Origin of the sequence: Pseudoalteromonas sp. MB41 (genome assembly GCF_020966275.1) — a bacterium.
Lineage (GTDB): Bacteria > Pseudomonadota > Gammaproteobacteria > Enterobacterales > Alteromonadaceae > Pseudoalteromonas > Pseudoalteromonas lipolytica.
In genome coordinates, this window is the sequence record NZ_JAJJZF010000068.1 from 1 (window position 1) to 1,055 (window position 1,055).

Sequence of the window (1,055 nt, forward strand, 5' to 3'; positions counted from 1 at the left end):
AAATCTACTTTAGTATACTAACTTCTGTCTGTTACGCTGTCATAAAACGCGTTTGGCGTTGTATGGTTAAGCCTCACGGGTAATTAGTACAGGTTAGCTTAATGGCTCACACCACTTCCACATCCTGCCTATCAACGTTGTAGTCTTCAACGGCCCTTCAGAGACTTTAAAAGTCTAGTGAGAACTCATCTCGAGGCCTGCTTCGCGCTTAGATGCTTTCAGCGCTTATCAGTTCCGAACGTAGCTACCGGGCAATGCCATTGGCATGACAACCCGAACACCAGCGGTTCGTTCACTCCGGTCCTCTCGTACTAGGAGCAACCCCTCTCAATTCTCAAACGCCCACGGCAGATAGGGACCGAACTGTCTCACGACGTTCTAAACCCAGCTCGCGTACCACTTTAAATGGCGAACAGCCATACCCTTGGGACCGACTTCAGCCCCAGGATGTGATGAGCCGACATCGAGGTGCCAAACACCGCCGTCGATATGAACTCTTGGGCGGTATCAGCCTGTTATCCCCGGAGTACCTTTTATCCGTTGAGCGATGGCCCTTCCATTCAGAACCACCGGATCACTATGACCTACTTTCGTACCTGCTCGACGTGTCTGTCTCGCAGTTAAGCTGGCTTCTACCATTACACTAACCGTACGATGTCCGACCGTACTTAGCCAACCTTCGTGCTCCTCCGTTACTCTTTGGGAGGAGACCGCCCCAGTCAAACTACCCACCAGGCACTGTCCGTAACCCCGATCAGGGGCCAACGTTAGAACATCAAAACTACAAGGGTGGTATTTCAAGGACGGCTCCACAAAGACTAGCGTCTCTGCTTCAAAGCCTCCCACCTATCCTACACATGTAGGTTCAATGTTCAGTGCCAAGCTGTAGTAAAGGTTCACGGGGTCTTTCCGTCTAGCCGCGGGTACACAGCATCTTCACTGCGATTTCAATTTCACTGAGTCTCGGGTGGAGACAGCGTGGCCATGGTTACACCATTCGTGCAGGTCGGAACTTACCCGACAAGGAATTTCGCTACCTTAGGACCGTTATAGTT

At 51.2% G+C, this 1,055-nt stretch carries 1 rRNA gene; it reads right to left on the reverse strand.

What is annotated here, in order from left to right:
• Positions 1-62: 62 nt before the first annotated feature.
• A 23S ribosomal RNA gene (locus tag LPA49_RS22180) occupies positions 63-1,055 on the reverse strand; the annotation flags it as partial.